The sequence below is a fragment of the Frankia sp. CcWB2 genome, from assembly GCF_977927585.1.
Window position 1 is genome coordinate 1 of record NZ_CDWRCM010000182.1, and the last position, 7244, is coordinate 7244.

At 72.1% G+C, this 7244-nt stretch carries 10 protein-coding genes; 4 read left to right on the plus strand and 6 right to left on the minus strand.

Annotation, left to right across the window (positions count from 1 at the left end; genetic code table 11):
* The coding region (locus ACY45C_RS17055; RefSeq protein WP_462188555.1) for a type II toxin-antitoxin system VapC family toxin at positions 1 to 236 on the minus strand (236 nt) is incomplete at its 3' end.
* Positions 236 to 532, minus strand: coding sequence for a hypothetical protein (locus tag ACY45C_RS17060; protein ID WP_462188556.1), 297 nt, complete (start codon positions 530 to 532; stop codon positions 236 to 238). The genes ACY45C_RS17060 and ACY45C_RS17055, both read right to left, overlap by 1 nt.
* 20 nt (positions 533 to 552) lie before the next feature.
* Here ACY45C_RS17060 and ACY45C_RS17065 point away from each other — a divergent pair, with 20 nt between their 5' ends.
* From ACY45C_RS17065 to ACY45C_RS17080, 4 genes are all read left to right on the plus strand, one after another.
* Entirely contained in the window at positions 553 to 678 is a 126-nt protein-coding gene (locus ACY45C_RS17065; RefSeq protein WP_462188557.1) for a hypothetical protein, read from the plus strand.
* Positions 679 to 943: 265 nt separating this feature from the next.
* The gene (locus tag ACY45C_RS17070; RefSeq protein WP_462188558.1) at positions 944 to 1249 is read left to right on the plus strand and encodes a hypothetical protein; all 306 of its coding nucleotides are present in this window, start codon (positions 944 to 946) and stop codon (positions 1247 to 1249) included.
* A complete protein-coding gene (locus ACY45C_RS17075; RefSeq protein ID WP_462188559.1) occupies positions 1246 to 2298 on the plus strand; it encodes a ferrochelatase in 1053 nt (350 codons plus the stop codon). The genes ACY45C_RS17070 and ACY45C_RS17075 overlap by 4 nt, the downstream gene beginning before the upstream one ends.
* Before the next feature lie 180 nt (positions 2299 to 2478).
* Complete coding sequence (locus tag ACY45C_RS17080; protein WP_462188560.1) at positions 2479 to 2994, plus strand: DUF3090 domain-containing protein; 516 nt, start codon at positions 2479 to 2481, stop codon at positions 2992 to 2994.
* 51 nt (positions 2995 to 3045) lie between these two features.
* On the opposite strand, the gene ACY45C_RS17085 is transcribed toward ACY45C_RS17080, so the two are convergent.
* The 4 genes from ACY45C_RS17085 to ACY45C_RS17100 are packed head-to-tail and all read right to left on the minus strand — an operon-like array spanning position 3046 to position 7147.
* Entirely contained in the window at positions 3046 to 3858 is an 813-nt protein-coding gene (locus ACY45C_RS17085) for a hypothetical protein (protein WP_462188561.1), read from the minus strand.
* A gap of 11 nt (positions 3859 to 3869) precedes the next feature.
* The gene (locus ACY45C_RS17090; protein ID WP_462188562.1) at positions 3870 to 4682 is read right to left on the minus strand and encodes an SGNH/GDSL hydrolase family protein; all 813 of its coding nucleotides are present in this window, start codon (positions 4680 to 4682) and stop codon (positions 3870 to 3872) included.
* Positions 4683 to 4709: 27 nt separating this feature from the next.
* Positions 4710 to 5894, minus strand: a complete 1185-nt coding sequence (locus ACY45C_RS17095; RefSeq protein WP_462188565.1) for a glycosyltransferase — start codon at positions 5892 to 5894, stop codon at positions 4710 to 4712.
* Positions 5891 to 7147, minus strand: a complete 1257-nt coding sequence (locus tag ACY45C_RS17100; RefSeq protein WP_462188563.1) for a glycosyltransferase family 4 protein — start codon at positions 7145 to 7147, stop codon at positions 5891 to 5893. Before ACY45C_RS17100 ends, ACY45C_RS17095 begins: the two co-directional genes overlap by 4 nt.
* Between the last annotated feature and the right edge of the window lie 97 nt (positions 7148 to 7244).

A 7244-nucleotide genomic window follows, 5' to 3' on the forward strand; every position in this document is an offset into this window, starting at 1 on the left:
AGGAGCTGTTCGACGGGAACGTGGTCGACGCCAAGCTGGGGAATCCGGTTGATCGTGGCCTGCGCCTGGCCATCGCTGATCTTGTTGCCGAGAGCGAGCCCGCGCATGACCGAGAACAGCTCGATCTTCCAGTGCTCGGGAGCCGCCCACTCTGGGTCGGCGCTCAGGATCGAGCGGGCCCGTCGCCCTCGGTCGTCGGCGTAGACGAGGGCGTTGGCGAGCACGGAAGCGTCCACTACGACCATCCGGAACCGTGCGCTCCTGGCTCGTCCGTTGATGTCGCCTCGACGTGCATGGCGCGGGCGGCTGCCAGCACGTCGGCGGCGGCTGGAGCATCCACGCCGGCGCCGCCGCCCGCCGCGAGTTCGTCTTCCACAGCAGCGAGGACCTGCTGGTTTCGAGCATACCGGGCCTGTCGGGTGAGTACTCCGAGTAGGAACGCCTGCAGTGACTGGCCTTGCTGGCGAGCGTACTGCGCGAGCGTGTCACGTACGTCTTCCGGTGCGTCGCGTACGGTGACTGCAATTGGCATGCCTGCATTATGACTGCAGAATGCAGGCTGGTCAAAGTCGGGTCGCGGTCGAGTACGAACTGCTCGGCGCGGCCGGGGTCACGGTCGTGGGAATGCCCGAGCTCGGCGAGCGGGCCCGCGCCATGAAGGCTCACCTGGCCGTCTGATCATCGACTGGATCGCCCGCGATGGTGCCCGGGTGGGCCGGTGCCCGCCCCGGCTGCCGCGCGGAGGTCGGTCCGGGCGATCTTCTTGCCCGCCGACGACGCATCCGGCGCGCCTTAACGGATATCGTAGGTGGCGCGGCGTCGCCGTGCCGCCACGCCGCTGGCTGATCGAAACCAAGGGCGCGCCATCCCTGTCAGCTGAGGTGGCTCAGCAGTTGAGGCGGCTGCGGCGGTGCGGTCGGCGCAACCGCGAGGGGGTGGGTCGGTGGGCGTGATTCGGGTGGAACCATACGGCGGCCGCGACTTCGACGTCGAGGTCGCGGAGGAGACGTCTCCGGGAGTCCGCGGGCTCTCCTTCAACTACCGGGTGCAGGTCGATGACAAGGTGCTCGCGGCGGTGGGGCTCTCGCCCGACGATGTGCCGGGCCTGATCGCGTTGGTCCGCGCGTCGTTCGCGTTCCTGCTCGCGCGGGAACCGGCCGGGTCCATCCTGCCCACCTTCGAGCTGTCCGAGATCACCCGCTACTTCCCGAACTATCCGGCGGAGATCGCCGGCAGCGTGCCGAGATGAGCGGGGCCGGGGCACCGGGGGACGTGGACGCTCTGCTGTTCGTCTCGTTCGGGGGTCCCGAGGGGCCCGGCGACGTGTTGCCGTTCCTCCGCAACGTGACCAGGGGCCGGGACATTCCCGCCTCCCGGCTGGCGGTCGTCGCCGAGCAGTACCACCTGTTCGGTGGGCGTAGCCCCCTCAACGAGCAGAACCGGGCGCTGGTCGCCGCGTTGCGTGCGGAGCTGCCCGGGCTGCCGGTCTACTGGGGGAACCGGAACTGGGCGCCCTATCTGACCGACACGGTCGCCCAGATGGCCGCCGACGGCATCCGGCGTGCCGCGTGCTTCGTCACCTCGGCTTTCTCGTCCTACTCGGGATGCCGGCAGTACCGGGAGGACCTCGCGGCGGCCGCCGCCGCGGTGGGGGACCGTGCGCCCGAGCTGGTGAAGCTGCGGCTGTTCTTCGACCATCCGGGGTTCGTGGAGCCGATGGTGGACCGCGGCGTCGCGGCGCTGGCCGACCTGCCGGCGAAGGTGCGTCCCGATGCCCATCTGATCTTCACCGCGCATTCGCTCCCCCTCGCGCAGGCCCGCGCCAGCGGGCGTGGCGAGGGCGCCTACGCTCACCAGCTGCGGGCTACCGCAGCGGTGATTACCGAGGGGATCGAACGCATCACCGGCGTGCGTCATCCCTTCGACCTGGCCTTCTGTAGCCGCAGTGGGTCGCCGGACGTGCCGTGGCTCGAGCCGGACGTGCGCGATCGGCTCGCGCGGCTGGCCGCGGCGGGGGCCGCCAGTGCCGTGATCATTCCGCTGGGATTCGTCAGCGATCACATGGAGGTCCGCTATGACCTCGACGTGGGGGCCCTGGAACGGGCGCGGAAGCTGGGCCTGCCGGCGACGCGGGCGGGCACCGTCGGGGTGGATCCGCGGTTCGTCTCGATGGTGGGAGAACTGATCGAGGAGCTGCGTCGTCCCGGCGGCGCCCGACGGTCGCTGACCGGCCTCGGGCCCTGGCCGGCGGACTGCCCCGCGCACTGCTGCGAGCCCTTCGGGCCGCCGCGGACCTGAACCCCCGCGGACCCGAATCCGGGGTGGTCCTGAAGCCAGGAGGGTGGGGGAGGGCGGACCGCATGGCGAGGCGGCCATACTGATGGTGAGCCGAGGCTGATGGGGAACCGATACTGATGGGGAACGAAGCGATCAGGACCGAACGACGAAGCGAGTCAAGGTAACGGAGCGATCGGAGATATGCGGCGCTACGTGTTCGAATCCCCGGAAAGGTTCGTGGTGGGAACCGTCGGCCAGCCGGGTGACCGGATCTTCTTCCTGCAGGCTGCCGGGCGTGGTCAGGTCGTGACGGTCGGTCTGGAGAAGACCGAGGTCACCGCCCTGGCGGAGGGGCTGACCGCGTTGCTAGGCCAGGTGGGCCAGACCCAGGGCATCGTGCTTCCGACCGCTTCGGACGTCGAGATCGATCTTGCCCCGCTGGATGCCCCGTTCGAGGAGGACTTCCATCTGGGCCAGCTCACGGTGTCCTGGGACGGCCACCGGGTCTTCGTCGAGGCGGCCGGGCTGTCCCCCGGGGAGTTCCGGCTCCCCGAGAGCGAGGACGAGCTCGACTCGTTGCGGGTGGGACTGTCGATCAAACAGGCCCGTGCCTTCATCGAACGAGCCCGCACGATCGTTGCCGCCGGGCGTCCACCGTGCGTCCTGTGCGGCCGCCCGGACGATCCGGCCGGGCACTTCTGCCCTCGGCTGAACTGATCGGAGCCGGCCGGAGCCGGCCGGGGCGGGCAGCCGGCGATCGTCAGATCGTCAGTTCGAGGGCGGCACAGGGGCGTACGTCGGGTCGAAGGCATCGTAGGCTGCTGCATAGGCGCGACGCACTGCCGCGGAAAGGTTGCGCAGCGCCGCGGACCTGCGGGCGATCTCGCTCGCGGTCACCGCGGCACCGTCGTCCCGGGCAGCGAGGTCGAGCAGGGCCGACAACCGCTCCGCCCGGGCCAGCAGGGCGTGCGCCCCCGGTGGATGACCCGGGCCCAGCCCCGGGCCCGGCTCCTCCTCCCCGCGGTCGCGCAGCAGGGCGAGCACCTCGGGGCGAGCGATTGCGATGTCGAGGTCGATGAGCGCGGCCGTCGTGGTGCGGATCGCGTTGCTGAGGTCGTGTTCCGCGGCGCGCAGGCCGGCTCCGGGCGGTGGCACGCGGGACGCGACGAGCACCCGCCAGTGCACCGACTCCAGCCGCCCCTCCAGGGCCGGCCCGTGCACGACGACCCCGGGAACGAGCACCAGCGGTGGGTTCGGGCCGATCACGATGATCGCCTCCCCGGCGGTGATCGCGTCCCTGTTCACCTCCGCCGGGCCGGGCAGGCCGGTGGCGTCCCCGGGGGCGGGCAGGACCAGCCGGAGCCGTTGCGCTCCGGCCGAACGCAGGGCTCCCAGGCCCAGCACGAGCGGCTCGTCGCCGAGGGTGTGCGGCGCCGCCTCGCCGCCGAGCGCGCGGTGCATCTGGGTGATGACGTCGTCGAGCCCGACGAGCCCGGCAAGCCACGCATTGCCCCATCCGGTGAGGACTCCGGACCGGGGCGACGCTGACAGGGCGGGAAGCACATTGCCTACCGTAGGCAATCGAGGAGCCTTCAGGCTCGCCGAGGAGGCCGTACCAGACCTTTTTCCGGGTGATAGCGCCATTTGTCGCCTCTGGGCAGGCACCGCCCGGCCAGCCAGGGCAGGCCCACGCTCAGCAGCCAGTAGGAATGCTCGATGATTCCTGGAGCCGGTTCCTCATGATCGGGTCCGTCCGGCAGACCCACGAGTGCTACCCCGGCGTGCGACAGACGATGGGCGAACGCCTGCGCGATCAGGCGGTGGCCGCGTGGCCCCGGGTGGATCCGGTCCACGTCGAAGCTGGACCGGCTGCGCACCGCAGGGTGCCCGCCGAGGTCGACCATCAACACCCCGGGGTCCGTCCGGGCCGCGGCATGGACCGCCGCGTTGAGCCGTTCGACCCGTTCGCTCAGGATCCGGCCGAACGGCGCCGGCACCGGGAGCAGCCGGCTGGGATCGGGCATGGTCGCGGTGAGCACGACGACTCCGTCAGCCCGCAGACGGCCCACCGTCCAGACCAGGTCCTGACGTAACCGCAGCGGATCGAACGTCGGTTTCAGCACGTCGTTCATGCCGGCGATCACGCTGGCGATCTGGGGGCCTAGCGACAGGGCGACGGGAAGCTGACGGGTACGCACGTCGTGCGTGGTCGCTCCCGTGGTGGCCAGATTGGTGAATTCCACGGCGCCGGCCGGGCCCAGGCACGCGGCGAGCCGGGCGGCGAAGCCCCGTCCTCCCGTCGCGGAGCGGCGGTGTTCGCGTCCCATCGTCACGCCGTCGCCGAGGCCGACCGTGATGCTGTCGCCCAGCGCGACGAACCGTCGGGATCCGGTACCGGAGTCCATGGCTCTGCCCGCCTTTCAGACCGCGAGTCAGGCCGCGAGCGGCGGCGCCGGTGGCTGCGGGAAGGCCGTGCCCGGGGCGGCCGGACCGGGCGAGTCGTGGCAGGCGAGGAAGCCCGCGACCGTGGTCGACCAGGGGAACTGCTCCGCGCGGGCCCGGGCCGCGACCCGGCGCGCGTGGACCTGCGCCGGCGAGGCGGACAGCAGGTCCACGACGGCGTCGGCGAACGTGAATCCGCTGCCCGCGGCGATCACGCCTACTCCCGGGACGATCAGTTCTGCGAGCGCACTGGCGTGGTGCACCACTGCCGGGGTGCCGCTGGCGAGCGCCTCCAGGGCGGTCAGCCCGAAGGTCTCCACCGGGCCGGGGGCGAGCGCGAGGTCGGCGGTCGCCAGCAGGCCGGCGAGCCGTTCCCGGTCGGCCACGAACCCGAGGAAGGTTACCGGCAGCCCGGCCGCATGCCGTTCCAGCCGGCCCCGATGGGCCCCGTCACCGGCGATCACCAGGCGCGCCGGCACCCGGCGGCGGACGAGTTCGGCTGCCGCGTCCACGGCGAGGTCGACCCGCTTCTCCGGTGCCAGCCGGCTGGCCACCACCAGCAGCGCCTCCTGGTCACGGGCGAAGGCGCGTCGCAGGGTCAGGTCGTGGTGAGCGGAGGAGAAACGGTCGAGCTCGACGCCGAGCGGAACGTGGCGCAGGTTGCCGGCGCCGATGCGGACGAACTCCGCCGCCGCCCAGGCCGTCGTCGCCACGACGGAGTCGAAGGCGGCCGCGAACGAAGCGTTCGCCCGGTCCGCGGCTGTCGAGACCGGCAGGACTCCCCGCAGCGGTGCGGGTGTCCAGGTGCCGAGCAGGCGGTCGAGCCGCTCGTGGCTGACGACCAGCGACGGCACCCCGCGACGGCGGGCCCATCGGGCTAGTGGACGCAGGGTCGCCCGGTCGTGGACCTCGAGCCGGTCGGGCCGTTCCCGGTCGAGCAGGTCGGTGACGCGCCACGGCTCGGTGATGATCCGGTAACCGGTTCCGGGTAGCCGGGGGGCGCGTAGTTGGAACACGCGGGCATCCGGCTGGACCAGTTCGGCGTCCTGCTCGCCCGGAATGATCTGGACGACCTCGTGGCCCGCCGCGGTGTAGCCGGCGGCGAGGTGGCGCAGTGTCGTCCGGATGCCGCCGGAGGCCGGCGCGACGAAGTTTGCCGCCTGCACGATCTTCATGCTGACCACCCGTCGTTTCTCGTCCCGGGCCGCTCGCGTGCGTCCCATCCGTCCCGTCGTCCGCCCCGCCGTCCGCTCCGTCCCTCAATGACCGGGCCGGGGTGCCTGAGGCGGCCGAAGCGGCCGGCCCCGCCGCCGGTGCCGAGCACGTCACGGTAGTGGCCGAGCAGCTCGTCGCCGACTGCGCTCCACCCGCATCCCACGACCGACTCCCGGGCCGCCGCACCCATCGCCACCCGGCGAGGGAGGTCGTCGGCCAGGGCCGCGACCTGCGCCCGCAGGGCCGCGGGGTCGCCGGGAGTGTAGTGCAGCCCGGTGCGGCCGTGCTCGACAACGTCGAGCAGCCCGCCCGCCGCGGGGGCGACCACCGGTACCCCGCTCGCCTTGGCCTCCTGCGCCGCCTGGCAGAATGTCTCGTGGATGCCGGTGTGGACGAAGACGTCGAGACTCGCGACCGCAGCCGAGAGCTCCTGCCCGGCGCGGAATCCGAGGAACGCCGCGTTCGGCATCGACCGGGCGAGGGTGGGGCGGGAGGGGCCGTCACCGACGACGACGAGCCGGGTGTTCGGGATGTCGGACACCGCTCCGAGCAGCTCCACCCGCTTCTCCCGGGCCAGCCGGCCGACGTAGCCGACCAGGACCTCGCCGTTCGGAGCGAGGCTGCGGCGCAGTTCGTCGTCCCGGTGCGCCGGGTGGAAGCGTTCGAGGTCCACCCCTCGACTCCAGCGGGCGACCCGTTGCACGCCCTGGCTCAGGAGGGTGTCGACGGCATCCCAGGACGGCGCGAGGGTCCGGGCCGCGAGCCGGTGTACGATGGCCAGCCAATGCCAGATCGTGCGTTCCGCGGTGGCCAGCCCGTAGCGGGCGGCGAACGCGGCGATGTCCGTCTGGTAGACGGCGATGCTCGGTATGCCGAGCCGCCGCGCCGCGAACACCGCCTGCGCCCCGAGGCCGGCGGGCGCCGCCAGATGGACGATGTCCGGGTCGAACTCCCGTAAGGCGGCGGGAAGCCCGGGCCACGGGACTGCGAAGCGAAACGCCGGGTAACCCGGTAGGGGAGCCGACGGCGCCCACAGCACCGGTGCGCCGGCGTGGCTGCGCGCCGCCGCGCGTCGGGCGGCGGGCGCCGGAGCCGGCGCGATGACCATCGCCTCGTGCTGCCGGTCCCGCAGGTGTTCCAGCACTCGACAGACCGTGTTCGTCACCCCGTCGACATGGGGGAGGAACGACTCGGTGATCACCGCTATGCGCACACGAGCACCGTGGCAGGGTATGGAGCCGTGCCGCAGACGGCCAGCCGACCGTTACATGAACGTTCTGGCACAGCTTGGTGCACCGTACGGGTGTACA

What these genes read in the sequence shown, in the direction of transcription:
- ACY45C_RS17060 (WP_462188556.1), bottom strand. Translation starts at nt 532, where the DNA reads ATGCCAATTGCAGTCACCGTACGCGACGCACCGGAAGACGTACGTGAC.
- ACY45C_RS17065 (WP_462188557.1), top strand. Translation starts at nt 553, where the DNA reads ATGCAGGCTGGTCAAAGTCGGGTCGCGGTCGAGTACGAACTGCTCGGC.
- ACY45C_RS17075 (WP_462188559.1), top strand. Translation starts at nt 1,246, where the DNA reads ATGAGCGGGGCCGGGGCACCGGGGGACGTGGACGCTCTGCTGTTCGTC.
- ACY45C_RS17080 (WP_462188560.1), top strand. Translation starts at nt 2,479, where the DNA reads ATGCGGCGCTACGTGTTCGAATCCCCGGAAAGGTTCGTGGTGGGAACC.
- ACY45C_RS17090 (WP_462188562.1), bottom strand. Translation starts at nt 4,682, where the DNA reads ATGGACTCCGGTACCGGATCCCGACGGTTCGTCGCGCTGGGCGACAGC.
- ACY45C_RS17095 (WP_462188565.1), bottom strand. Translation starts at nt 5,894, where the DNA reads ATGAAGATCGTGCAGGCGGCAAACTTCGTCGCGCCGGCCTCCGGCGGC.